This window comes from Kitasatospora sp. NPDC057936, assembly GCF_042887525.1.
GTDB lineage: Bacteria > Actinomycetota > Actinomycetes > Streptomycetales > Streptomycetaceae > Kitasatospora.
Genome location: NZ_JBHVPD010000138.1, coordinates 1 through 22,083, shown reverse-complemented (window position 1 = coordinate 22,083; position 22,083 = coordinate 1). Strand labels below are relative to the sequence as shown.

The following is a 22,083-nucleotide window of genomic DNA, read 5'->3' as shown; positions in this document are numbered from 1 at the left end:
ACCTCGGACTCACCCACAACGGCACCACCTGGCAGATCGGGGCTGCCGCCTGACAGCGGCAGCCCCGATCACACCAAGATCTTCATCAGCCTTCTCGGCCCTGCCCGGCCGGGGGCAGCGCGGAGTGGGAAGCCGGCCCCGTGGACTTCCCACTCCCCCGGCCGGTGGCCGGGGTGCTTACTGCTTCGGTGGCGTGGGCGGGTCGTTGGGCGGCGGGTTCTGCGGGCCGGTGAGAAGGGCCTCGGGGCTGCGGGCGTCGTCGGGCGGCTCGTCCGGTAGCGGTGGCAGGGCGGGTTGTCCGGGTGCCCGGGCGGGTCCGCGGGATGCGCGGCCGCGTTGCTCGCGCCAACGGCCCTGTCTCTCCGGGTGGATCGTGCCGCTCAACTCGGCTTCCTCTCTGCTGGTCCTGCCCGTTCCGGCCATCCTGGCGCGGACGGCCGGGGCGCGGAGATTCGGCCCTTGTCGGATCATGGGCCCGGGATGGCTGCGCCCGGCCGGAGGTCGACGAGGCGAGTCGGGTTCAGCAGCTCTCCTCCACGTAGAGGAGGGTCCATGCCGTCCGCGGAGGCGAATTCGTAGGGGTTGTGAACTGCTGGGGATCGAGGTCGTTTTCGTGCGCATGGGTGTCCATGAGTTTGTTTTCGATCACGGCTTGTTGGACCGGTGAAGCGACTGTCAGTGGCGTGTGCCAGGGTGGTGGCACTGACGGAGAGGGGGACGGCGTGGCCGGGCCGGGGAAGCCGCTGCGGCGGATCGACGCGCCGTTCGTTTCCCTTGGCCCGTCGGGTGTGACGGTCCGTGACCGCCTCAAGGGCCTCACCCCCGAGGACGAGCGAGTGCTGCGGCTGGTCGGTGAGCACCTGGGTTCGCTGGCGTCGCGTGACCTCAAGGCCCGGTGCGCCGACGGCCTGGAGCACTCGGCGACCACGTGGGCGGCCCGAAAGCGGGATCTGACCGGTGTGTCGTCGTCCCGCTGGGCGGGCTCGATCACCAAGGCCACACACGACCAGTGGGCGCTGTCGCGCCGCGGGCAGGCCGCGCACCTGGACTCCCTGGACACCGGGATCAGGACGATCTCCCACCGCCTGTCCCTGCCGATCGGGGAGAAGGGTGGCAGGCGGCAGCCCGGCGGATACCGTTCCAAGCACGAGTGGTTCGTCAAGACCCGTCGCCTGGCGATCCTTGAGGAGCGCCGCGAACAGGTCGCGGCCGACCGTGAGGCCGGCCGCGTGCGCGTGGTGCGCGGCGGCCGGAAGCTCCTCAACACCCGGCACAACCTCACCGCCACGGACCTGACCGAAGCCCGGTGGCGGGAGAAGTGGGAAACCGCCCGGTGGTTCCTGTCGGCTGACGGGGAGTCCGGCAAGCGGTTCGGGAACGAGACGATCCGCGTCACCCCCGACGGCGAAGTGTCGATCAAGCTGCCCGCCCCGCTCGCCGGTCTGGCGAACGCCAAGCACGGCCGGTACGTCCTCGCCGCGAAGGTGTCCTTCCCGTACCAGGGGCAGGAGTGGGCCGACCGCATCGAGGCCAACCGGGCGGTGGCGTACCGGATCCACCTGGACGTGTCCCGAGGCCGCTGGTATCTGGACGCCTCCTGGACCCGGCCGGTTGTGCGGACGATGCCGCTGGAGGCGGCCCGTGCGGCCGGGATGGCCGGCGTGGACACCAACGCCGACCACCTCGCCTGCTGGCACCTCGATACGCACGGCAACCCGGTCGGCGAACCCCAGCGGTTCCCCTACGACCTGACCGGCACCGCCACCCACCGCGACGCCCAGGTCCGCCACGCCATCACCCGACTCCTCCACTGGGCCAAGCGCTGCGGCGTCACGGCGATCGGTCTGGAGAACCTGGACTTCACCGCCGAGACCACCCGCGAGAAGCACGGCCACCGCAAGCGCTTCCGCCAGCTCCTCTCCGGCATCCCCACCGGCAGACTCCGCGCCCGGCTCGTCTCCATAGCCGCAGCGCTGGACCTGGCCATCATCGCCGTGGACCCCGCCTACACCTCCCGGTGGGGCGCCCAGCACTGGCAGAAACCGCTCGCCACGCCCACCCGTAAGACCACCCGGCACGATGCCGCGAGCATCGCGATCGGGCGACGCGCCCTCGGACACCCGATCCGGCGACGGACGGCACCGCCCCACGACGACCGGAGTGATCGTCGCGGGCATCGGACCGTCCAGGCCGGACCAGGCGTTTGGGGGCGCGAGGAAACCCGCCACCCCGCCACGGACCGTGCACACGATGCGCGCAGCCGGACGGGGACAACGAGAACGCGGGCGACCAGCGCACCCAAAACCGTTCGGGATGCGCGCAGTGATCAACCGTGGGTCCAAGACTCACTCCTGCTCACTGAATAGGAACGGTTTTCGCCATCATGGTGTCGTCGTCCAGACTCCACGGCTACGGGGTCCGCTGGGACCCCGGTGCCCGGTGCTACCGGGTGCGCAACGAGGTCACCGGGCAGTGGCTGCGCAGCGGCTCCAGCGGTGAACTCGCCGGCTTCCACTCGTTTTGCGCCGCGTTCTCGGCGTGGCGCCTGTTCGAGGTGCACCGCAGGACCGGTGGGTGATGGGGCCGATCCTGGACCGTGCGACGGCCGAACAGCGGCGTGAGGCCGCCCTGGTGGCCGACGACCTGGCGGCCGTCCTCGCGCTCGCCGGGGCGAAGTTGCCGTCCCTGGAGGTGGACTGGGACTTCGGGCGCCGCAGCGGCTGTTACCTGATCTCCCTCGGCGCCGCCCGCACCGCCGAAGTGCTGCGCATCGTCGAGCTGTTGCGCAAGGGCCTGCACTACGAGCACCTCACCGCCGACGCAGAAGGACGGTGACTGCCTTGCCCGACCCCCGACGTCACGCCGAGGAGCCCGTGTGCCGGCTCGGCTGCCTCGTCCTGGTGCGCGACGTGCGCGGGGACGTCCTGCTCGTCGACCCCGACCACCTGGACGGGCTGATCCTGCCCGGCGGCGGCGCCCGGCCCGACGAGGCGCCGCACGAGGCCGCCGCCCGCCACCTGTTCGCGCAGACCGGTCTCGTCCGGCGCCTCACGCACGTCCTGGCCCTCGACTTCGCCTGCGCCGACCGCTACCCGCAGCGCCTGGGCCTCGTCTTCGACGGCGGTGTCACCGGCGGCCGGCCCGCCGGCGCGCGTTTCGTGCCCGTGCGGCGGATCGGGCAGGTCATGGCCCCGGCGCAGGCCGCCCGCGTCACGCAGGCGCTGACGGGCCGTGCCGTGCCGCTGCTCCTGCACGGCCAGCGCGCCGCTTGAACCACCGGGGACGGGCGCCGCGGGGCCCGGTGCCCCGTGCCCGCAACGCCCGCACGAGTGGCCGCCGGGCCGGACCGCCCGGAACCGGACGCCCCGGGGACAACACCCGGGGCGCCGCGAGGACGGGGCACCGGGCCCCGCACGGGACGGGGCGGGCGCAGCGTCGCGGGCAGGCGGGGCGGGGTGAGGGGTGTGGGGGTGTCAGGCGGCGGCGAGGGCCGGGCGTGGGGTGCGGGTGAGGCAGTCGTCGGTGAAGGCGAGGGCGCGCAGGTGGTAGGGGCGGGCGGCGTGGCCCAGGGACAGGTTGTGGCCGGCGCCGTGGGCGGTGGTGAGGTGAGCGAGGCCTTCGGGGAAGGCCCGGGTGAGGGCGGTGCGGGCGGGCGGGTCCAGGCGCCACCAGGTCTCGTGGTCGGCGAGGGTCAGGCGTACAGGGACGCGGACGCGGGCGGCCAGGGTGGTGTAGCGGGTGGGCCAGGTGGCCAGTTCGCGGGATTCGAGGGCGGGGACGGGGGTGAGCAGGGTGCGGGCGGCGTGGAAGGTGCCGGGCGGGTAGAGGTGCAGGGGGCCCCAGTTGAGGCGGCCGCCGCCGGCGAGGTCGTCGGGCCGGTCCCACGCGCCGGGGGCGTAGTGCTGGGCGAGGCCGGAGATGTCGACGCCGAGCAGGGGCAGGGCGGGGTCGTCGGGCCAGTGGGCGGCGAGCTGGAGGGCGATCTTGCCGCCGAAGGAGTGGGCGAGGAGCTGGACGCCGGCGCCGACGGGGTGGGCGCGGGCGTAGTCGGTGAGGGCGGCGTGCAGGGTGGCGGCCTGGTCGGCGATGAGCTGGCCGTGGGGCAGGCGGCGGGCGGAGGCGCCGTGGCCGGGGCGGTCGGGGGCGAGCACGGTGTAGCCGAGGCGGGCGGCCAGGGTGAGCAGGTCGGTGTCCGGGTGGGCGGGGCCGGCGAAGTAGGCGGCGCGCATGCCGCGTCCGTGGATGGCCAGCAGCAGGGCCTTGGGCTCACCGGCGGGCCCGGCCGGTCCGGCCGCAGTGGCGGATCCGGCGGGGACGGCGGGGGGTTCGGCGACCAGGGCGGAGACGGGGATGCCGTCGGCGTCGAGGACCAGTGAGCGCACCAGGGGGCTCGGGGCGGGCGCGTGCCTCATGCGGTCACCGCCCGACGGGCGGCGTCGAGCCCGGCGGCATCGGATCCGGGGGCTTCGAGGCGGGCGGCATCGAGCCGGGCGGCATCGAGCCGGGCGGCGTCGAGCCGGGCGGTCCAGGTGCCCACATCGCCTTGGCGCATGAGGGAGGTGCCGATCAGCAGGCCCGCGTAGCCGGCGTCCAGGAGGCGGGCGCCGTCGGCCGGGTCGGTGATGGCGGAGGCGGAGACGGGGGCGCGGGTGCCGCACGCGCGCAGGGCGGGCAGCAGGCGCAGGGAGCGGGTGAGGTCGCCGGTGTCGCGTTCGCGGCGGCGGATGTCCTTGTTGTTGACGGCGATCACGCACGCCTCGGGGCGGGTGAGGCGCTCCAGTTCGGCTTCTTCGGTGATCTCGACGAAGGGGGTGAGGCCGAGGCCGAGGGCGGCGGTGATCAGGCGGCGCAGGGAGGCGGCGGGCAGCAGGGCGGCGGTGAGCAGGACGGCGGAGGCGCCGAGGGCGGCGGCGGCCTCCAGCTGGGCGGGGCGGGTGAGGAAGTCCTTCTGCAGGACGGGCAGGGAGGTGGTGGCGGTGACCTCGCGCAGCAGGCGGGGGGTGCCGCCGAACCAGCGGCCGGTGACCACCGACAGGCAGGGGGCGCCGGCCTGTTCGTAGCGGGTGACGAGGTCGGTGACGGTGCGCGGGCCGAGCAGGTCGGCGCCGTGGGGGTCGCGGAGCTTGATCTCCATGACCAGGGGGCGGTCGGCGGCGAGCAGCGCGTCCAGGAACCGGGTGGAGGCGGACGCGACTTCGGGGGCGGGCCCGGCGGCGGGCGGGGACGGGGCGGCGGGCAGGGAGGGGGCGGCGGGCAGGGAGGGGGCGGCGGTCATGGTCGGGGGTCCTCGGGAGACGGCGGCGGGAGGGACGGCTGGTGCGGGTGCCAGGCGCGGGTGAGGGCGGTGAGGGCCTCGCGGGTGAAGCGGCCGGCGCCGTCGCGGGCGGCGGTGTCGATGTCGGCGCCCGCGTACAGGGGGTGTTCGGTGACGGTGGTGTAGGCGGGGCGGTTGTCGGCGTTCAGGCCGCCGGCGAGGAGGAAGGGGATGCTCAGGCGCGGCAGCAGGGCGTGGACGTCGGCGGGCCGCAGGGGGTGGCCGGTGGAGCCGACGCGGCCGTCGTCGGTGACGGTGTCCAGGAGGAACAGGTCGCATCCGGCGCGTTCGAAGGCCCGGATGAAGGGGCGTTCCAGGCAGCGGCCGCGGGCCAGGTGCAGGACCTTGACGAGGGCGGCGTGGGGCAGGCGCCGGCGCAGGTCGGCGACGACGGCGGGCGGCTGGTAGGCGTGGAGCTGGATCCAGCGCACGCCGGCGTCGGCGGCCAGGCGGGCCAGGGCGGCGGCGTCGTCGAGGAAGGTGACCAGGACCGGTTCCAGGCCGCTGCCGTGGGCGGCGGCGGCCAGCCGGACCAGGCGCTCGGCGCTGAGGTCGGCCGGTCCCCCGGGCACGCCGTGCCACAGGCCCACCAGGGTGGGGCCGCCGGCGGCGAGCAGGGCGACGTCGGCGGCGGTGCGTGCCCCGCACACCTTCAGGTGACGCAGGCCCGGGCGCGGGGCGGGCGCCGGGCGCCGCGCGACGGCGGTGCCCGGGGGCGCCGGCAGGACGGGCGGGGCCGGCGGGAAGGACGGGAAGGACGGGAAGGACAAGAAGGGCGGAGAGGACGGGCCCGGCGAGGAGGGCGGGGAGGGCAGGGCGTTCATTTGCCGAGTCCGAGCATCGCGGCGATGCGGTTGTACTGGATCTCGTTGCTGCCGGAGTAGATGGTGCCGGCGACCGCGTTGCGCACGTCCTTCTCCAGCCCGTACTCCGACATGTAGCCGTTGCCGCCGAAGACCTGGACGGCGGCCAGCGAGGTGGCGAGGTTGGACTCGCTGGTGAGGAGCTTGGCGATGGCCATGTCGACGGTGACGTTCTCGCCGGCCTCCAGGCGCTGGGCGGTGTCGTAGAGCCACTTGCGGGCGGTCTCCAGGCGGATCTTGGTGTCGACGATCTTGTTGGCGACCGACTGGTAGGAGCCGATGGGCTTGCCGAAGGACATCCGGGTCTTGGCGTAGTCCAGGCAGCGGGCCAGGCGGTGCTGCATCTCGCCGGTGTTGACGATGAAGGAGTAGAGGATCTCGCGCTTCATGACGTGGTCCAGGACGAGGAAGCCGCCGCCGACGCGGCCCAGGACCCGGTCGGCGGGCACCCGTACGTCGTCGAGGTAGACCTCGGACAGCGGGGAGGTGCGCAGGCCCATCTTCCTGATGGGCTTGCCGGTGCTCAGGCCCGGCATGCCGCGGTCCAGGAGGAAGGCGGTCACGCCGAGCGCGCCGCCCTGGGGGTGGGTGCGGGCGTAGACGACGATGACGTCGGCGACGGGCCCGTTGGAGACGAAGGTCTTGGCGCCGGTGAGGACGAAGTGGTCGCCGTCGCGCACCGCGCGGGTGCGCATCTGCATGGCGTCCGAGCCGCCCTCGGACTCGGTGATGGCGTGCGCTCCGATCGCCTCGCCGGAGGCGATGCGCGGCAGGTAGGCCTCCTTGAGGGCGGGCGAGCCGAAGGCCTGCAGGGGCACGCCGGTGGAGGCCATGGAGGTGGTGACGCAGAAGTTGAGGCCGCCGTCGCGGCAGTGCTGCCCCAGGCCCTCCAGGACGTACATGGTGGTCAGCAGGGACTGTCCGAGCCCGCCGTGGGCCTCGTCGAAGGGCAGGGACAGGATCCCGGTCTTCTGGATCAGGCGCCATTTGTCGTGGGAGAAGGCGGCCTGCTCGTCGCCTTCGATGTGGCCGGCGCTCAGGTCGTCACCGAAGCGGGCCAGTGCCTCGCGCAGGGCGTCCTGGTCGGCGTTCCAGCGGATCACGGTGGTGCCGCCTTCCTCCCGGGCCTGCCGCTCACGGGGACCCGGGGTGTCCAACCGGCGCGGGGCGCACCGGCGTTCAGTGGCTTGACTCGCTTGACGGGCATGACTCGCTTGACGGACTTGCGGGCTTGCGGGCTTGACTCGTTTGACGGGCTTGACGGGCCTGCCTCGTTTGACGGGCTCGCGGGCGTGACTCGCTTGACGGGCTTGCGGGCCCGGCTCGTGGGCCGGGCTTGCGGGTTTGACCCGCTTGACGGGCGTGGCCCGTCCGGCGGGCCCGGGCCGGCTTCGGCTCGCCTCGGCCGGCCCCGGCTGTGCGGCCGTCGCTCTAGTAGGCGGAGGAGTTGTGGGCGTCGAGCTGGTGGACCTCGTCGCCGCGCAGGGCCGGGGAGAAGACGCACACCAGGCGCATGTCCTCGTGGGGGGAGGCGACGAGGTAGTGGGCGTCGTGCTCGTCCAGGGCGTACAGGCGCCCGGGGGTGATGGGGTGGGCGTTGCCGTCCATGTCGACGACCTCGCCGGAGCCGGCGATGCAGTAGCAGGCTTCGAGGTGGTTGCGGTACTCCAGGCGGGACTTGGTGCCGGCGTTGACGATGGTGTCGGTGAGGCTGTAGCCGAGGCCGTCGCTCTCCACAAGGAAGCGGCGGGACAGGCCGTTGCCCCACTCGACGGTCTTCACGTCGTCAAGGTCGCGGATCAGCATGCGGGTTCTGCCTCTCTGGTGGCGGGGGTGAGGGTGACGGCGGTGCCGGTCGTGCCGGCGGCCGCGCCGGTCGTGGTGCCGGTGGTGGTGCGGGTGGGTCCGCCCGCCCGCGGGGGGTGGGGCGGGCGGAGTTCACGGAGGAAGGCGCGCAGCGCCGCGAGGGGGTCGGTGCCGGCGTTCAGGGCGGCCTCGACGCGTTCGACGGCGGCGGAGCCGACGACGGCCGCGCGGGCGCCGGTGGCGGCGACGGCCTCCAGGTCGGTGGCGGTGCGCACGCCGAAGCCGATGGCGACGGGGGTGTGGGGGGCGGCCCGGTTGAGGGCGGCGACGGTGGCCTTCAGGGTGCGGTGGCCGGCGGCGGGTGCGGTGCCCGAGCGTCCGTAGTGGGCGACCAGGTAGACGTAGGCGCCGTGGGCGGTGCGGGCGGCCTCGGTGAGGACGCCGGGGCCGGAGGTGGCGTAGCAGGTGGCGACCTGGGGCAGGCCGGCGTCGCGGCAGGCCTGCTGCCAGGCGGGGCGCCGGCGCGGGGGCAGGGCGTGGACGAGCAGGGCGTGGGCGCCGGCGGCGGCGATGGCCCGTGCGGTGTGTCCGGGGTCCGGGCGGCGCAGGCTGTGGGACCAGTCGGCGAGCAGCGCGATCTTCAGGCGTCTGAGCTGCGGGACGAGGCCGGTGAGTTCGGCCAGGACGGTGTCCAGGGTGGTGCCGGCGGCCAGGGCGCGGGCGGCGGAGCGGCGGATGACGGGGCCGTCGGTGGGCGAGTTGGGGAAGGGGACGGCGAGTTCGAGGACTTCGACGCCTTCGTCGTCGAGCATGCGGGCGGTCTCGGCCAGGGGGGCGGGCGGGTCGCCGGCGTTGAGGAACACCGCGAGCGCGGGGCGCCCGTCGGGGCGCTCGGGCAGGAACGGGCGCTCGGGCGGGAACGGGCGCTCGGGCGGGAACGGGTGCCCGGGCGGGAACGGGCGCTCAGGCGGGAACGGGTGCCCGGGCGGGAGCGGGTGGTCAGACACCGGCCACCGCCTTGTCCCCCGCCGTCGTCGTGCGGGCCGCCGTGAGTGCCGTGGCCGTCTTGCCGGGGGTGCGCAGGCGCTGGGCCAGGGCGCGGGGGGCGCCGTCGGCGAGGGCGGCGAGGGCGGTGGCGTGGGCGGTGGGCCAGTGGGTGTGGCGTCCGGAGGCGATCGCGAGGGCGGCGGCGTTGAGGGCGATGGTGTGGGTGGCGGCGCGGCTGGCGCGGCCGGCGAGGGCGTCGAGGAAGTGGCCGGTCAGGTCGCCGGGGTGGGGGGCGAGGTCGGCGAGGGTGCCGGTGTCGGGGGCGAGGGAGCCGGCGGGCAGGTGGATGGTGGTGTGGGGGGTGTGGAGGGTGTTGTCGGCGAAGGGCAGGAGTTCGTCGGCGCCTTCGGTGTTGTGGGCCAGCCACACCTGGCGTCCGCTGCCGTGCGTGCCGGTGCGGGCGGTGAGGTCGCGCAAGGCGGTGAGGTCGCGCAGGGCGCTGAGGGGGGCGGTGGCGGAGACGCCGGTGAGCTGGGCGGTGACGGGGGCGGTGGCCAGGAAGGGGCCGAGGGCGTTGAGGAAGCGGCCGAAGGGCTTGAGGGTGAGCGGGTAGAGCAGGCGGGCCAGGCGGGTGAGGGCCGGCGGGTAGACGTGCGGGCCGGCGAAGGCGATGTTGTGGCGGGCCAGGTGGTCGGCGGTCTCGGTGTGGGAGGAGGTGAGGGTGATGCCCAGGCGTTCCAGCAGGTCGATGGAGCCGGCCGCGCTGGTGTAGGCGCGCGAGCCGGTCTTGACGACGGGTACGCCCATGCTGGCTGCGGTCAGGGCGGCGGCGGTGGAGAGGTTGAAGGTGGCCGGTCCGCCGCCGGTGCCGACGATGTTGGCGCTGCCCGGGTGGGCGGGGCCGGGGTCGGGGCTGCGTTCGGTGAGGGAGGTGGTGAGGGCGGCGAGGGTGGCGGTGTCGGGCAGGCGGGTGGCGAGGCTGGCCAGCAGGGCCGCCGCCTGGGCCCGGTCGCTGTCGCGGGCCGGGCCCTGGGCGGCGCCCTCCAGCCGGTCCCACCACGAGCGCCAGGTGTCCAGGGGGACGGGCCGGGCGGCGATCAGGTCGGTGAGGGCCGGGTGCACGGGGATCAGCCGCCGGCGACGGTGGCGGCCAGCGCGCGGCGCTGGGCGATGAAGGCGTCGATCGCCTGCACGGAGCGGAAGTTGTTCGGGTCGAGGTCGGTGTCGTCGACCGGCAGGGCGAAGTGGTCCTCGACCCAGGCGATCAGCTTCAGGACGCCGAGGCTGTCGATGACGCCGTCGGTGAGCAGGTCGTGGTCGTCGGCGAGCTGCTCGGGGGTGACGTCGGGCAGGAACTCCTCGATCAGGAACTTCTTGATCTGCGCGATGTTGTTCATGGTGGTCGCAACTCCCTTGAAAGGTTCGTGACTTCCGGAAAACAGGACTTCGGACGGCAGGACTCCGGACGGCAGGACTCCGGACGGCAGGACTCCGGACGGCAGGACTCCGGACGGCAGGACTCCGGGTGTGCCGGTCGGCCGGCGGGCTGGTCAGCCGGCGGGCCGGGCGGTGTGGGGGGCTGTGCCGGCGAGGACGGCCTTGCGGTCGACCTTGCCGGTGGGGGTCTTGGGCAGCGGGGTGTCGTGGATGGCCAGGCGTTCGGGCACGGCGGCGCGCGGCAGGTTGGCGGCCAGGTGTTCGCGCAGGGTGAGGGTGTTGAGGGCGGAGCCGGGGGTGCGGTGGACGGCGGCGTGCAGGCGCTTGCCGGTCAGCGGGTCGCTCTCGGCGGCGACGGCGGCCTCGCGGACCTCGGGGTGGGCGAGCAGGACGCGTTCGACCTCGGCGGTGTTGACGGCGACTCCGCGGACCTTGACCTGGAAGTCGGCGCGTCCGGTCAGGTGCAGGCGGCCCTGGGCGTCGCGTACGGCGAGGTCGCCGGTGCGGAACCAGCGCCGGCCCTCTCCGGCGCCGTCGGGCCGGGTGGTGAAGCGGCCGGCGTCGCGGGAGCGGTCGAGGTAGCCGGCGGCCTGGAAGGGCGTGGAGACGTACAGTTCGCCGCTGCCGGGGCCGGTCACGGGGGTGCCGTCGGGGGCGGCGAGCAGGGTGCGCACGCCGGGCAGCGGGGTGCCGATGGGCACCGGCAGGGCGGCGGTGGCGTCCAGGGCGTCGAGTTCGTGCAGGAAGCTGTCGTTGGTCTCGGTGCAGCCGTAGATGTTGTAGAGGCGCGCGGCGGGCAGCAGGGCGGGCAGCGCGGCCAGGGTGCGGGCGTCGATCGCGTCGCCGGTGAACGCGGCGTGCTCGACGCTGTCCAGCACCGTGGCGCCACCCGGGCCCTGGGAGGCGGCCTGGGTGAGCAGGGCGTAGCACAGGGGGACGGCCTGCAGGACGTGGGGGCGGTGGCGGGTGAGCTGGGTGAGGAGGTGGCGGGCGGACAGGGCGTGGGCGGGGTCCAGGAGCAGGACGGTGCCGCCGGCGGCGAGGGTGGCCCAGACGTCGAGCAGGCACAGGTCGAAGTTGAGGGGGGCGTAGTTGGCGACGACGCGGCCGGGGCCGAGGTCGAAGGTGTCGTGGGCCCAGGCGGTGAAGCGGTCGACGGCGCTCTGGGCGAGGGGGACGATCTTGGGCAGGTCGGTGGAGCCGGAGGTGGTGAGCATGAAGGAGGTGCCGGCGGCGAGGGTGGGCACGCCGGGGTGGGTGGTGGCGGGCAGGGCGGGGGGCCGGCGGCCGGCGGGGGTGAGCAGGTGGCGGGCGCCGGCCTGGGTGTGGAGGGCGGCGAGCAGGGCGGGGGCGAGCTGGGGGGAGGGCAGCAGGAAGGGGCGGCGTTCGGTGAGGCAGGCCAGGACGAGGGCGACGGCTTCGGGGGATTTGGTGGCGTGCAGGGCCACGGGTTCGCCGGGGGCCAGGTCCAGGGCGCGCAGGCGCCGGCGTTCGCGGCCGGTGAGGTGGGCGAGTTCGCGGTAGGTGACGGCGCGGTCGTGCCAGAGCAGGGCGGTGGCGTCGGGGCGGCGGCGGGCGTGGTGGGCGAACGCGTCGGGCAGGGACAGCGGCGGCACCGCGGCGGGGGCGTCTGGGGTGGTCATGGCGGGTCACTCCCCTGCCGGGGCGATGGTCGCCCAGCCGGCCTTGACGGCGGTGGCGGTGGCGGTGGCGGTGGTGGTGGCGAGGGTGAAGCGCACGACGGTGCCCCGGTCGTGGGGGTGCAGGGTCAGGTGCAGCGGGGTGCCGGGGGTGACGGGGGCGGCGAAGCGGGCGCCGAGGGCGGTGATGCGGGTGGGGTCGCCTGCGGCGTGGCGGTCGGTGATCTCTTCGGCGGCCAGGGCGAGCAGGTGCATGCCGTGGGCGATGGCCGAGGGGAAGCCGGCGGCGCGGGCGGCGTGGTCGTCGAGGTGGATGGGGTTGAGGTCGCCGGTGGCGTGGGCGTAGGCGCGCACGTCGGCGGGGGTGAGGGTGTGGGTGAGGGTGTGGGGTCCGGTGTCGGGGGTGGTGCCGGGGTGGGCGGTGGGGGGCAGGGCGCCGTGGGGGGTGATGCGGGTGGCGCCCAGGAGGAGGGCGGCGGTGGTGAGTTCGGCGAGCAGGGTGCCGTGGGGGGTGGTGAGGCGGGTGGTGAGGGTGATGCGGGTGCCGCGCGGCTCACGGCGGGCGGCGGTGACGGTGACCTCGACGTCGGTGCCGGTGGCGGCGTCGGTGGCGGGCGGCAGCGGGTGGTGGGTGCGGATCTCCTGGGCGAGGTGGACGACGCCGGTGAAGGCGTCCTCGCCGGCGGTGAGGGCGGCGACCGTGTGCTGGGCGAGGGTGTGGGCGAGGACGAACGGGTGGGCGGGGGATGCGAGTTGGCCGGCGGGGCCGGTGGCGGGGGGCAGGCCGGTGCGGGCGGCGGTGCGGTAGGCGGCCAGGGCTTCGGCGGTGACGGGCACGCGGGTGCGGAACATCGGGGCGGCGTGCGCCGGGTCCGTCGCGGGCTGTGCCGTCGGGGCCGGGGCGGCGGGGGTGGGGGTCGTGGTCATGCGGGGGTCACCACCAGGGTCGAGTTGTGGCCGCCGAATCCGAAGGAGTTGGACAGGGCCGCGCCGGGGCGGATCGGGCGGGGGCGGGTGTGGACGACGTCGAGGTCCAGGCCCGCTTCGGTGGTTTCGTGGTTGGCGGTGGGCGGGACCAGGCGGTTGGTCATGGCCTGGATGGCGGCGATGAGTTCGACGGCGCCGGCGGCGCCGATCAGGTGGCCGATGACGCCCTTGGTGGAGGTGACGGGCACCGCGTGGGGGCCGAAGACGGTGCGCAGGGCGGCGGCTTCGGCGCGGTCGTTGTGGATCGTGGCGGTGCCGTGGGCGTTGACGTGCGTGATGTCGGCGGGGGTCAGGCCGGCGTCGGTGAGGGCGGCGCGCATGGCGGCGGTGGCGCCGGCGCCGTCGGGGCGGGGGTTGGCCAGGTGGTAGGCGTCCGCGCTGGAGCCGTAGCCGGCCAGCAGGGCGTAGGGGGTGCGGTGGCGGGCGCGGGCGTCGTCCAGGCGTTCCAGGACCAGGAAGCCGGCGCCTTCGCCCATGACGAAGCCGTCGCGGTGGGTGTCGAAGGGGCGGGAGGCGCGGGCGGGGTCGGCGTTGCGCTGGGAGTGGGCGCCGAGGTTGCCGAACGCGGCGAGGGTGACGGGGGTCAGGGTGGCCTCGCAGCCGCCGGCGATCACGACGTCGGCGCGGCCGGTGGCCAGGAGCATCGCGCCGTGGCCGATGGCGTCGGCGCCGGAGGCGCAGGTGGTGGCGATCGTCAGGGCCGTCCCGCTCCAGGACAGGCGCATGGCGATCTGGGCGGCCGCGGCGTTGGGCATGGTGATCAGCGGCATCAGCGGCGAGACCCGCAGGGGGCCGTGCTGGGTGTAGGCGGCGGACTCGCGGTCGCTGGTGGTGCGTCCGCCGACCGCGTTGCCGACGACGATGGCCGAGCGCCCGGGCCCGGGGTGGGGGGAGCCGGCGTCGCGGTGGGCGGCGAGGGCGGCCAGGGTGGCGTAGTGGGCGAAGGGGTCCAGGCGGCGGGCGTCCTTGGCGGGCAGCGCCGGGTCGTGCGGCAGGGCGGTGACGGGGCAGCCCAGGCGTACCCGGTGGCGGGCCAGGGCCGGGTCGGTGAGGGCGCGTGCGGTGGAGCGTCCCTGGCTGACCGTCTGCCAGAACTCCTGCAGGCTGTGGCCGGCGGGGCTGATGACGCCCAGGCCGGTGACCGCGATCTCGGGCCGTACGGGCCGCGCGGGCCGCGTGGGGGTTGCGGGCCGTGCGGGGGTTGCGGGCCGGTCGCGTTCCGGGGAGTGCGGGGAGTGCGGGGGCTGCGGGGAGTGCGGGTGGGGTGGCGGGGTGGGGGCTGGCATGCGGGTCGTCCTCCCTTCGGCCGGGCGGCGCGGGTCAGATGAGGCCGGTCTGGGCGGCGGCGGTCAGGAACGCGTCGGCGGCGAAGTCGATGTCGGCGGCGCTGTGGCGGGCGGTGACCGCGATCCGCAGGCGGGCCAGGTCGTTGGGCACCGCGGGGGTGACCACCGGCAGGCCGATCACCCCGGCCTTGCGGCAGGCGGTGGCGTAGTCGTAGGCGGCGTCGTCGGAGCCGGCGATGACCGGGATGACGGCGGTTCGGCTGTCCATGGTGCGGATGCCCGCCGCGTTCAGGCGCGAGCGCAGGCGTTCGGCCTGGGTCTGGATGTGGGTGACGCGCTCGGGCTCGCGGCGCAGGATCCGCAGGCACTCCAGCGCGGCGCCGGTCTGCGCGGGGCCCAGCGCCGCGGAGAACAGGAACGGGCGGGCGGCGTAGCGCAGGTGGCCGATCAGGTCGGCGCTGCCGGCGACCCAGCCGCCCATGGAGGGGATGGCCTTGGAGAGGGTGCCGAGCTTGACGTCGACGCGGTAGCGGTGGCCGAAGTGCTCCTCGATGCCGCCGCCGCGCGGGCCGATCACGCCCAGGGCGTGGGCCTCGTCGACCATCAGCAGCGCGCCGTGGCGGTCGCAGACCTCGCGCAGCTGCGGCAGCGGGGCGATGTCGCCGTCCATGGAGTAGACGCTGTCGACGATCACCAGGCGCACCCCGGTGGCGGAGGCGGCCTTCAGGCGGCGTTCCAGGTGCTCGACGTCGTTGTGGCGAAAACGCGTGACCGTCGCGCCCGACAGGCGGCAGCCGTCGACGATGCTGGCGTGGTCGTACTTGTCGATCAGGACGGTGTCGCCCTGGCCGACCAGGGCGCCGACGGTGCCGACGTTCGCCGCGTAGCCGGAGCCGAACACCAGCGCCCGCTCGCGGCCGGCGAAGCGGGCGACCTCCGCCTCCAGCTCCTCGTGCAGCGGGATCGTGCCGGCCAGGGCGCGCACGCCGTGGTTGCCGGTGCCGTAGACGTCCAGGGCGGCCTTGGCCGCGGCCACCACCCGCTCGTCGCCGGCCAGTCCGAGGTAGCTGTACCCGGACATCATGAGCAGGCGCTCGCCGTCCAGGTCGCAGTAGGCGCTGTCGCGTTCCATCGTGTAGGCGACGAAGCTGTTGCGGCGCGAGGCGTCGAACTCCAGCGCGCCGACGCGCTCCAGCGTCTGGTCCAGCTTCGGCTGAAGGCGCTGCCATGCTGCGGTGGCCATACTGCTCACTCCTCACGGGCAAGGGGGATGCGGGGACGGGGCGGCGGGGAAACCGGCCGGGGCACCGGCGGGAGCGCCGGATGCCGGGGTGCGGGTGCCGTGGTGCGGGTGCCGGGGGTGCGGGTGCCGCGTGCGGGGGTGCCGGGGGTGCGGGTGCCGTGTTCCCGGGGGCGCCTGGTGCCTTTGGTTCCCGGGGTGCTTTTGCCGGGGGCGGTGCCCCCTTTTCCCCTGTACGGGCTTTCCCGGGTGCGGGGTTTCCCGGTGCCGGGTTTTCGGGTGCCGGGTTTTCGGGTGCCGGGTTTTCGGGTGCCGGGTTTTCGGGTGCGGGGTTTTCGGGTGCGGGTTTTCTCGAAGCGTCCACGCGGGGTGCTCAAGGATGGCTACATTTCTACGGCAGGAAGCGCAAGGCGGCCGCAACAGCCCGATTCCCGGCCTGCGGTAACGCTCTGACGTGCGGAAACCCTGCGCCTACGACGCATGGACCGGCCGGTGGGTATGTTTCGCCGACCGGTGTTGACACCGCGCAAGCAGCCGAATGTATGGTCGAAATCCGCCGGAACGAAAAACCGAACGGCTGGTCGGCGTTGCATTTTCCGGTCCGGGTTTCTTTCCAGGGCCCGCGGCCCGGCACCGCCGCCCGCGGGCCGCGCCGCGGCTCAAGGGGGTTGGAGCTATGTTGAACGGTTTGCGGGACGACGGGGCGCCGGGCAGATCGGGGGCGCCGTCATGCTGATCCGCCTGACCGGCCTGGTGACCGTCGAACACGAGGGCGCCGCCCCGCAGCACCTGTCCGGCGCCCAGGCGCAGGTGGCCTTCGCCCGTCTGGTGCTGGAGCGCTTCGCCGGCACCGGGCGCGACGCGCTGGCCGACACCGTGTGGCCCGACGGCCTGCCCGACACGTGGGCCTCGGCGCTGCGCAGCGTGGTCTCCCGGGTGCGGGCGTTCGTCGCCGCCCCGGGCCAGGGGCCGGGGGCGACGCCGCTGGTCTCCCAGGGCGGGCGCTACGTGCTGCGCCTGCCGGCGGACGCGGCGGTGGACGTGGAGGTGGCGGCGAGCGCGGTCGGCGAGGCCGGCGAGGCGTTCGGCGCCGGCGCCTACCCGGTGGCGCAGCAGCTGGCGGCCGGCGCGATCGCGAACCTGCGCGGTTCCTTCCTGCCCGACCACGACGGCGAGTGGGCGTGCGGGGTGCGCGACCACGTCGACGAACTGCGCATCTGCGCCCTGGAGACGGCGAGCCTGTCGGCCTCCGCGCTGGGCGAGGAGCACCACGCGCTGCGCTGGGCGGAGGAGGCGGTGCGCCGGGCCCCGTTCCGCGAGAGCGCCTACCGCTGCCGGATGGCCGCGCTGGCCGCGGCCGGCAACCGGGCCGAGGCGCTGCGCTGCTACCAGCAGCTGCGTCAGGTCCTCGCGGAGGAGCTGGGCATCGACCCGGGCCCCGAGTCCCAGGACATGTACCTGTCGCTGCTGCGCTCCCCCGCCCCGGCCGCCGACGCGCCCCTCCCGGCCCCGGGCCCGGCTGCGGTGGCGGTGGCGGGCGCCGCGCCGGCCGCGGGGCCGGCCGCGGGGCTGGCTGCGGGTCCGGCGGTGCCCGCGGTGGACCCGGTGCTGATGGGGATCTTCGAGCCCCTGCCGCCGGGGCGCTGGAGCCGCTCCGGGCCCCCGGTGCGCGCCGCCTGACACCCCGCCGCCCCCGGGGGCGCCCGGGGGCGGGCCCCTCTCCGCGCCTCTCCGTCCCTCTCCGTGTCTCTCCTCTGTCTGCCGCTTCGGTGTTTGTCCTCCGTTTCCCCCCGCTTCCCTCTCTTTCCCGCCCCGTCCCTCCCCGGTCCCTCTCCGGTTCTTCGCGGGTTCTTCGCGGGTTCTTCGCCGGGGAGGTCCCCGGCGTGTTGCGGGGCTGTTGCGGTGGGCGGGCGGGCCCCGTGCGGGAGGGTGGGCGTAGTAGCGTCATGACCCGAAGTCGCGCACCGCGCGCGGCGGTTCACGACGACGGACCGAACGGACGGGGGCCTGGATTTTGGGAAGGGGTGGTGGGTGTGGGACGGACACGCGCTACGGCGCGGGTGATCGAGCACCCGGGCGTGGAGGACCTGAGCGTCCAGCAGGTACTGGAGGCGCTGGCGGACCCCGCCCGCAGATCGGTGGTCTGCCGGCTGGCCCGCGAGGACGCTGACCTCAGCTGCGGCTCCTTCGAGCTGCCCGTCTCCCGTTCCACCTCCACCCACCACTTCAACGTCCTGCGCCAGGCCGGGCTGCTGCGCCAGTACTACGTGGGCACCACCAAGATGAACGCCCTGCGCAGCGAGGAACTCGAACACCGCTTCCCCGGGCTGCTCACCGCCGTCGTCGCCGCCGCGCACGCCGAAACCGCCCCGGGCCCGCCGGTGCGCGAGGCCGTGCGGCCCGGCTGACCCCGGGCCCGGCGCCCCGGCCGCTCCGGGGCGCCCGGCCCTGCGGGTGTCCCGGCCCTGCGGGTGTCCCGGCCCTGCCGGCGTGCCCGCCCCGCCGGTGTGCCCGGCCCGCGGCGGCTCAGACCCGCGCGAGGAGGGCGAACCGCTCGTCGTCGACCGGGCGGCCCCACAGGTCGCGATCGCCGCTCAGCGGCTCGACCCGAAGGTCGGCGACCAACGGCCGCACCACGCCCGCCAGGGCGTCGGCGCCGATCCCGCCGCTCCACGGCAGCCGCCCGGCACCGGCCGCGTACGGCGCGTCGTCCTGCCCCGGCTCGCGCCACCGGCCCTCGACCAGGACCAGCCTGCCGCCGGGGCGCAGCAGGGCGGTCCACTGCCGCAACGCGGTCTCGGGGTCGGGCAGCGTCCACAGCAGGTGCCGGCACAGCAGGACGTCGAAGCGCTCGTCGCCGACGGGCGGTGCCGCCGCGTCGCCGGTCAGGAAGCGTGCCGGCAGGCCGGCTTCGGCCAGCTTCGCGCGTGCCCGCTCCAGCATGCGCGGTGCCAGGTCGACGCCCGTGACGCGGTGTCCGCGCCGGGCCAGCAGCATCGACAGCGACCCCGTTCCGCAGCCGACGTCGAGCACGTCGAACGGCCCGGACGGCGCGGAGGGGACCCAGCGTTCCAGGAGCCGGGTCCACGCCAGGCGGGTGGGCCCGGCGCTCAGCCCGTGGTCGGGCTCGTCGTCGAAGGACGAGGCGGCGGCGTTCCAGTACTCGGCGATGGCGGCGGAGTCCTCATGCATGGCCGGCATCCTCGCAGTCACGACCGACAGCCCCGCGGCCCGAATCCGGACGCGTGCCCGCCCGGGGCGCGCGATCCGCCCGTACACGGCACGCCGCCCGCCGGCACCACGCCGGTCCTCCGCACCCCGGTACCCCACCCCGGCCCGCCCACCGGCCCGGCAGCCCACGGATCCGCCCGCGGCCACCGCCCTCCGCACACCCCGGCACCCGCTCCCGGCACCCGGCACCCGGCACCCGGCACCCGGCACCCGGCCCACAACGCCCGCCCACGCCGCACAGACGCCACCACCGCTCCCCCGCAGCCGCACCGCACCCCGCCACGCCGGCCGGCCTTCTTTACGCCCCGCCACCCCCGCGCCCGGCACCGCCCCACAGGCCCGCCCACGCCGCACGAGCCCCACCACCACTCCCCCGCAGCCGCACCCCACCGCACCCCGCCACGCCACGCCGACAAGTCTTCTTTCCTTGACAATTTTTTTTGTCGGCAAGATGCTGGAGGGGTGCTGGACGTCGCCGTGATCGAAGAACCCGCCGCGGCCGAGGCCTGTCTGGACCCGATCCGGGCCCGGATCCTCGCCGCCCTGGCCGAACCCGGTTCGGCCGCCATGCTGGCCGCCCGTCTGGGGCTGGCCCGGCAGAAGGTCAACTACCACCTGAAGGAACTGGAGCGCCATCACCTGGTCGAGCTCGCCGAGGAGCGGCGCAAGGGCAACGTCACCGAACGGGTCTACCGCGCGGCGGCCGCCTCCTACGTGATCTCTCCGCGGGTGCTGGCCGGGGTGAGCCCCGATCCCGAGCGCTCCCCCGACCGGCTCTCGGCGCGCTGGCTGCTGGCCCTGGGCGCGCGGCTGGTCCAGGAGGTCGGGACACTGGTCACCGGTGCCTCCCGGGCCGGGCGCAAGGTGGCCACGTTCGGTCTCGACGCGCAGGTGCGCTTCGCCTCGGCCGCCGACCGGGCCGCGTTCGCCGAGGACCTCGCCCAGGCCGTGGCGGCCCTGGTCGCCCGCTACCACGACGAGGGCGCGCCCGGCGGGCGCACCCACCGCGTCGTCGCCGCCCTCCACCAGATCCCCGCCACCGCGCCGCCCACCGGAACCCCGTCCGCCGAAACCCCGTCCGCCGAAGCAGCGGCGGACCCCGCAGCCCCGGAGCCCCCGCGATGACCCACCCGTTCGAGATCGCCCTGGACACCGTCCTGCCCGCCGGTCCCGAGCAGGTCTGGGAGGCGATCGCCACCGGCCCCGGCGTCGACTCCTGGTTCATGGGCCGCAACACCGTCGACCCCCGCGAGGGCGGCACCGCCGCCATGACCACCGCAGGGCACCGCCAGGAGGCGGTCGTCACCGCGTGGGAGCCCGCCAAGCGCCTGGCCACCCGCACCCCCGAGACCGGCGACGGCCGCTTCATGGCCTTCGAGTACCTCATCGAGGGACGCGAGGGCGCGGCCACCGTGCTGCGCGTGGTCCACAGCGGCGTCCTGGGCGACGACTGGCAGGAGGAGTACGACGCGCTGCGCCGCGGCTGGCCCTTCCACCTGCACACCCTGCGCGAGTACCTGGCCCACTTCGCGCACCGCACCGCCGTCCCGGTCTTCGCTTTCGCCCCCGCCCCGGGCCGCACCCCGCAGGAGATCCGGGCCCTGCTCGCCGGCGCCCTCGGCCTGCCCCTGCCCGTCACCGAAGGCGCCCGCGCCCGCGCCGACGTCCCCGGCCTGCCGCCGCTGCAGGGCCACGTCGTGTGGGCCGACGACGAACGCATCGCCGTACGCGGCACCGACGCCCTGCACACCTTCCACCACGGCCCCGGCCTGGTCCTGCTCTTCCACCACCTCTTCCACCCCACCACCGACGGCCCCACCGCCGACGGCGCGGACGCCGCAACGGAGATCGGCACGGAGGCCGACCGGGCGGACGCCGCCTGGCAGCAGTGGCTCACCCGCCTCCTCGCCTGACCCCGCCCACCCCCACGCCCCTGACGCCCGCACGCCCCTGACGCCCCCACGCCCCTGACGCCACGACCGACCGCAAGGACCCCTCATGCGCACCCTGATCAGCACCGCGTTCATCTCCCTCGACGGCGTCGTCGAGGCCCCCGGCGGCGAAGCCGGCTACCGCAACGCCGGCTGGACCTTCAAGGACGTCGAGTTCCTCCCCGAGGCCTACGAGATCAAGCAGCGCGAACAGCAGGAGGCCGGCGCCGTCCTCCTGGGCCGCGTCAGCTACCAGGCGTTCAGCCCCGTCTGGCCCGACATGCCCGAGTTCGCCCGCTACAAGACCCTGCCGAAGTACGTCGTGTCCACCACCCTCACCGACGCCGACCTCACCGACACCTGGGGCCCCACCACCATCCTGCGCACCCTGGAGGACGTGGCCCGCCTCAAGCAGGGCGACGGCGACCCGATCATCGTCCACGGCAGCGCCACCCTCAACCACGCCCTCGCCGACGCCGGCCTCGTCGACCGCTACCACCTGCTCGTCTACCCGCTGCTCCTGGGCGCCGGCAAGCGCCTGTTCCCCGCCACCGACAAGGACGCCCAGAAGCTGCGCCTGACCGAACACACCGTCTACCCCAACGGCCTGCAGAAGCAGATCCTCGACGTCCTCCACTGACCCCCCGGTCACACCACACCGCCCGCCGCGCCCGCCCCCGGCACCACCGTCCACGCCCCGCCCCCGCGCGGCGGGAGGACCAGGGGCGGGCGCGCAGGCTGTGGCGTGACGGGCAGCCGACGAAGCCGCCGAGCACCGGACCCCACCACCCGACGCGCAATCCCCTTCCCGGCCGGCGGCGGCCGGCCGCCTCGCCGTCCACGCCAGGCGGCACCGGAGCGCACCGGACATGCCGGCCCGTCACCCGCCGTGCCCGCCCGGCACAACCCCCGCCCGCACCCGGCGCAGCGACCACGGCACACCGAACCCGGCACCCGGACACCCCTCCCGCCGCTGGCCGCACGCACCGGCACCCGCCTACCGTCCCGGCCGCCGGCGTCCGTACCGGCCGCGGGACGGGCGGGTGGCGGCCCGCGGTCCGTACCGGTGCCGGGAGGGGATCCGGGTCCGCGGCCCGGCGGGGCGGCCCCGCACCAGGCCGCAGACACCCGTGGCACGGCGCACCCGCCCCACACCCGACCGCGCCCGGGCGGCACCGGGGCCGTCGTCCCGGAGAAACGGGACCGGGCCGCCGGCCGGAAGCGGCAGGACTGCGAAGAGGGGTGACGCCCCGCCGGCCGCGCCACCGGGCCCCGCGGGGGGCGCACCACGTCGGGCGCCCGCCCGGCAGGCCCGGGGCGCGGCGGGGCATCGCGCCCCGCCACGCCCCGCCCCGCACTGC

General features: G+C 75.4%; 22 protein-coding genes. 9 read left to right on the top strand and 13 right to left on the bottom strand.

The window, feature by feature from the left end; all coding sequences use genetic code 11:
• Nucleotides 1-722 precede the first annotated feature (722 nt).
• The 4 genes from ACFVU9_RS42110 to ACFVU9_RS42095 all read left to right on the top strand — a co-directional run bounded on the left by ACFVU9_RS42110 (nt 723) and on the right by ACFVU9_RS42095 (nt 3,272).
• Complete coding sequence (locus ACFVU9_RS42110; protein WP_387602790.1) at nt 723-2,366, top strand: IS200/IS605 family accessory protein TnpB-related protein; 1,644 nt, start codon at nt 723-725, stop codon at nt 2,364-2,366.
• 83 nt (nt 2,367-2,449) lie between these two features.
• On the top strand, nt 2,450-2,578 hold the full coding sequence (locus ACFVU9_RS42105) for a hypothetical protein (RefSeq protein WP_387602787.1): 129 nt from the start codon (nt 2,450-2,452) through the stop codon (nt 2,576-2,578).
• On the top strand, nt 2,575-2,835 hold the full coding sequence (locus tag ACFVU9_RS42100; RefSeq protein ID WP_387602784.1) for a hypothetical protein: 261 nt from the start codon (nt 2,575-2,577) through the stop codon (nt 2,833-2,835). The genes ACFVU9_RS42105 and ACFVU9_RS42100 overlap by 4 nt, the downstream gene beginning before the upstream one ends.
• Before the next feature lie 5 nt (nt 2,836-2,840).
• Nucleotides 2,841-3,272, top strand: coding sequence for an NUDIX domain-containing protein (locus ACFVU9_RS42095; protein ID WP_387602781.1), 432 nt, complete (start codon nt 2,841-2,843; stop codon nt 3,270-3,272).
• Nucleotides 3,273-3,473: 201 nt separating this feature from the next.
• Here the strand turns inward: ACFVU9_RS42095 and ACFVU9_RS42090 are convergent, their stop codons facing one another.
• The 12 genes from ACFVU9_RS42090 to ACFVU9_RS42035 all read right to left on the bottom strand — a co-directional run bounded on the left by ACFVU9_RS42090 (nt 3,474) and on the right by ACFVU9_RS42035 (nt 15,563).
• Nucleotides 3,474-4,412, bottom strand: a complete 939-nt coding sequence (locus tag ACFVU9_RS42090) for an alpha/beta hydrolase (protein WP_387602778.1) — start codon at nt 4,410-4,412, stop codon at nt 3,474-3,476.
• Nucleotides 4,409-5,275: an indole-3-glycerol-phosphate synthase gene (locus ACFVU9_RS42085; RefSeq protein WP_387602775.1), complete on the bottom strand. Its 867-nt coding sequence runs from the start codon at nt 5,273-5,275 to the stop codon at nt 4,409-4,411. Before ACFVU9_RS42085 ends, ACFVU9_RS42090 begins: the two co-directional genes overlap by 4 nt.
• Nucleotides 5,272-6,138, bottom strand: coding sequence for an N-(5'-phosphoribosyl)anthranilate isomerase (locus ACFVU9_RS42080; RefSeq protein WP_387602772.1), 867 nt, complete (start codon nt 6,136-6,138; stop codon nt 5,272-5,274). Before ACFVU9_RS42080 ends, ACFVU9_RS42085 begins: the two co-directional genes overlap by 4 nt.
• Complete coding sequence (locus ACFVU9_RS42075; protein WP_380445180.1) at nt 6,135-7,280, bottom strand: acyl-CoA dehydrogenase family protein; 1,146 nt, start codon at nt 7,278-7,280, stop codon at nt 6,135-6,137. Before ACFVU9_RS42075 ends, ACFVU9_RS42080 begins: the two co-directional genes overlap by 4 nt.
• Before the next feature lie 328 nt (nt 7,281-7,608).
• Entirely contained in the window at nt 7,609-7,983 is a 375-nt protein-coding gene (locus tag ACFVU9_RS42070; RefSeq protein WP_359973999.1) for an ectoine synthase, read from the bottom strand.
• Nucleotides 7,977-8,990, bottom strand: a complete 1,014-nt coding sequence (trpA, locus tag ACFVU9_RS42065) for a tryptophan synthase subunit alpha (RefSeq protein WP_387602767.1) — start codon at nt 8,988-8,990, stop codon at nt 7,977-7,979. Before trpA ends, ACFVU9_RS42070 begins: the two co-directional genes overlap by 7 nt.
• Nucleotides 8,983-10,092, bottom strand: a complete 1,110-nt coding sequence (locus tag ACFVU9_RS42060) for a hypothetical protein (protein ID WP_387602764.1) — start codon at nt 10,090-10,092, stop codon at nt 8,983-8,985. The genes trpA and ACFVU9_RS42060 overlap by 8 nt, the downstream gene beginning before the upstream one ends.
• A gap of 5 nt (nt 10,093-10,097) precedes the next feature.
• Nucleotides 10,098-10,367 (bottom strand): acyl carrier protein, encoded by a 270-nt coding sequence (locus tag ACFVU9_RS42055; protein WP_380445183.1) that lies wholly within the window; start codon nt 10,365-10,367, stop codon nt 10,098-10,100.
• Nucleotides 10,368-10,520: 153 nt separating this feature from the next.
• Nucleotides 10,521-12,050 carry an AMP-binding protein gene (locus ACFVU9_RS42050; protein ID WP_380445184.1) on the bottom strand — a complete coding sequence of 510 codons (1,530 nt, stop codon included), beginning with the start codon at nt 12,048-12,050 and terminating at the stop codon, nt 10,521-10,523.
• A gap of 6 nt (nt 12,051-12,056) precedes the next feature.
• Entirely contained in the window at nt 12,057-12,974 is a 918-nt protein-coding gene (locus ACFVU9_RS42045) for a MaoC family dehydratase (protein WP_387602759.1), read from the bottom strand.
• Nucleotides 12,971-14,320: a beta-ketoacyl-[acyl-carrier-protein] synthase family protein gene (locus ACFVU9_RS42040; protein WP_387602756.1), complete on the bottom strand. Its 1,350-nt coding sequence runs from the start codon at nt 14,318-14,320 to the stop codon at nt 12,971-12,973. The genes ACFVU9_RS42045 and ACFVU9_RS42040 overlap by 4 nt, the downstream gene beginning before the upstream one ends.
• A gap of 34 nt (nt 14,321-14,354) precedes the next feature.
• The gene (locus ACFVU9_RS42035) at nt 14,355-15,563 is read right to left on the bottom strand and encodes an aminotransferase class I/II-fold pyridoxal phosphate-dependent enzyme (protein ID WP_380445187.1); all 1,209 of its coding nucleotides are present in this window, start codon (nt 15,561-15,563) and stop codon (nt 14,355-14,357) included.
• Between the two features lie 726 nt (nt 15,564-16,289).
• On the opposite strand from ACFVU9_RS42035, the gene ACFVU9_RS42030 reads away from it, so the two are divergent.
• Together ACFVU9_RS42030 and ACFVU9_RS42025 are read left to right on the top strand one after the other, a co-directional pair.
• Nucleotides 16,290-17,240, top strand: coding sequence for a BTAD domain-containing putative transcriptional regulator (locus tag ACFVU9_RS42030; RefSeq protein WP_387602753.1), 951 nt, complete (start codon nt 16,290-16,292; stop codon nt 17,238-17,240).
• A 353-nt stretch (nt 17,241-17,593) separates the two neighbouring features.
• A complete protein-coding gene (locus ACFVU9_RS42025; RefSeq protein ID WP_380445189.1) occupies nt 17,594-17,968 on the top strand; it encodes an ArsR/SmtB family transcription factor in 375 nt (124 codons plus the stop codon).
• Between the two features lie 118 nt (nt 17,969-18,086).
• On the opposite strand, the gene ACFVU9_RS42020 is transcribed toward ACFVU9_RS42025, so the two are convergent.
• Nucleotides 18,087-18,752 (bottom strand): class I SAM-dependent methyltransferase, encoded by a 666-nt coding sequence (locus ACFVU9_RS42020; RefSeq protein ID WP_387602750.1) that lies wholly within the window; start codon nt 18,750-18,752, stop codon nt 18,087-18,089.
• A gap of 501 nt (nt 18,753-19,253) precedes the next feature.
• Here ACFVU9_RS42020 and ACFVU9_RS42015 point away from each other — a divergent pair.
• The 3 genes from ACFVU9_RS42015 to ACFVU9_RS42005 all read left to right on the top strand — a co-directional run bounded on the left by ACFVU9_RS42015 (nt 19,254) and on the right by ACFVU9_RS42005 (nt 21,362).
• Nucleotides 19,254-19,916, top strand: coding sequence for an ArsR/SmtB family transcription factor (locus ACFVU9_RS42015; protein ID WP_387602747.1), 663 nt, complete (start codon nt 19,254-19,256; stop codon nt 19,914-19,916).
• On the top strand, nt 19,913-20,704 hold the full coding sequence (locus tag ACFVU9_RS42010) for an SRPBCC domain-containing protein (protein ID WP_380504439.1): 792 nt from the start codon (nt 19,913-19,915) through the stop codon (nt 20,702-20,704). The genes ACFVU9_RS42015 and ACFVU9_RS42010 overlap by 4 nt, the downstream gene beginning before the upstream one ends.
• An 85-nt stretch (nt 20,705-20,789) precedes the next feature.
• Entirely contained in the window at nt 20,790-21,362 is a 573-nt protein-coding gene (locus tag ACFVU9_RS42005; protein ID WP_380445193.1) for a dihydrofolate reductase family protein, read from the top strand.
• Nucleotides 21,363-22,083: the final 721 nt, after the last annotated feature.

Bases quoted from the DNA above. Each gene is read 5' to 3' on its own strand.
- ACFVU9_RS42090 (WP_387602778.1), bottom strand. From the start codon at position 4,412: ATGAGGCACGCGCCCGCCCCGAGCCCCCTGGTGCGCTCACTGGTCCTC.
- ACFVU9_RS42085 (WP_387602775.1), bottom strand. From the start codon at position 5,275: ATGACCGCCGCCCCCTCCCTGCCCGCCGCCCCCTCCCTGCCCGCCGCC.
- ACFVU9_RS42080 (WP_387602772.1), bottom strand. From the start codon at position 6,138: ATGAACGCCCTGCCCTCCCCGCCCTCCTCGCCGGGCCCGTCCTCTCCG.
- ACFVU9_RS42070 (WP_359973999.1), bottom strand. From the start codon at position 7,983: ATGCTGATCCGCGACCTTGACGACGTGAAGACCGTCGAGTGGGGCAAC.
- ACFVU9_RS42055 (WP_380445183.1), bottom strand. From the start codon at position 10,367: ATGAACAACATCGCGCAGATCAAGAAGTTCCTGATCGAGGAGTTCCTG.
- ACFVU9_RS42050 (WP_380445184.1), bottom strand. From the start codon at position 12,050: ATGACCACCCCAGACGCCCCCGCCGCGGTGCCGCCGCTGTCCCTGCCC.
- ACFVU9_RS42045 (WP_387602759.1), bottom strand. From the start codon at position 12,974: ATGACCACGACCCCCACCCCCGCCGCCCCGGCCCCGACGGCACAGCCC.
- ACFVU9_RS42040 (WP_387602756.1), bottom strand. From the start codon at position 14,320: ATGCCAGCCCCCACCCCGCCACCCCACCCGCACTCCCCGCAGCCCCCG.
- ACFVU9_RS42035 (WP_380445187.1), bottom strand. From the start codon at position 15,563: ATGGCCACCGCAGCATGGCAGCGCCTTCAGCCGAAGCTGGACCAGACG.
- ACFVU9_RS42030 (WP_387602753.1), top strand. From the start codon at position 16,290: ATGCTGATCCGCCTGACCGGCCTGGTGACCGTCGAACACGAGGGCGCC.
- ACFVU9_RS42020 (WP_387602750.1), bottom strand. From the start codon at position 18,752: ATGCATGAGGACTCCGCCGCCATCGCCGAGTACTGGAACGCCGCCGCC.
- ACFVU9_RS42010 (WP_380504439.1), top strand. From the start codon at position 19,913: ATGACCCACCCGTTCGAGATCGCCCTGGACACCGTCCTGCCCGCCGGT.
- ACFVU9_RS42005 (WP_380445193.1), top strand. From the start codon at position 20,790: ATGCGCACCCTGATCAGCACCGCGTTCATCTCCCTCGACGGCGTCGTC.